A 795-nucleotide genomic window follows, 5' to 3' on the forward strand; every position below is an offset into this window, starting at 1 on the left:
GATAAATATCCGGGAGATGAAATAACAATACACAGCGGAATACTACTGGGAGAAGATGATAGAAAGATGAATTATGAGGTATTGAATAAAGAAGAGAACAAAAAAACAGATGAAGTAGAAAAAGGATACGAAATAACAAACTACCCGAATCCATTTAACCCAACAACAGTAATCAGTTATCAATTGCCTGAGAAAAATTATGTAACATTAAAAGTTTATGACATTTTAGGAAGGGAAATAGCTACACTCATAAATGAATATCAAAATGCTGGCAGTTACAAAGTAGAATTTTCAGCTGACAAATATAATCTTTCGAGTGGAATATACTTTTACACATTGAAAGCTGGAAAGAATTATATTGTTAAGAAGATGATGCTTATCAAATAGGAGGCATTATGTTTATCAATGGAATAAAATCTATTGCAATTAAGCCTTTATCTAAAGGTTTAATATTTATTCTATTATTCACGATTTTTGATACCACATTAATTGGTAAAGAAGACTCTGTCTTCGTTAAAATTATTGGCGATACTGTTCAAATATGGAATATAAACGTTACAGCAAATTGTGCATCAAAATTTAATGCAGAATTAACAATTATAGAAAAAAGCAATATTGTTATTATACAATGCGATACAGTCGGCCCAATAGCAAATTGTATGTGTTCCTACGATCTTTATATTTCTCTGATGGGACTAAATTCAGGCCAATATACAGTCTCAATTTACAGGGAAGAAAAGAAGAAATATTTTTATTCTAAGGATACAACCAAGCATGTAGGTGAATTGATATTTA

General features: G+C 29.9%; 2 protein-coding genes. Both read left to right on the plus strand.

Annotated features, from left to right (window positions below; all coding sequences use genetic code 11):
• The coding region (locus tag ACSSWA_RS14930) for a T9SS type A sorting domain-containing protein (RefSeq protein ID WP_437357452.1) at positions 1-387 on the plus strand (387 nt) is incomplete at its 5' end.
• Positions 388-395: 8 nt separating this feature from the next.
• Positions 396-795, plus strand: a 400-nt coding sequence (locus tag ACSSWA_RS14935; RefSeq protein WP_437357454.1) for a hypothetical protein, incomplete at its 3' end; no start/stop codon positions are given.

The sequence above is a fragment of the Melioribacter sp. Ez-97 genome (assembly GCF_051488665.1).
Lineage (GTDB): Bacteria > Bacteroidota > Ignavibacteria > Ignavibacteriales > Melioribacteraceae > Melioribacter.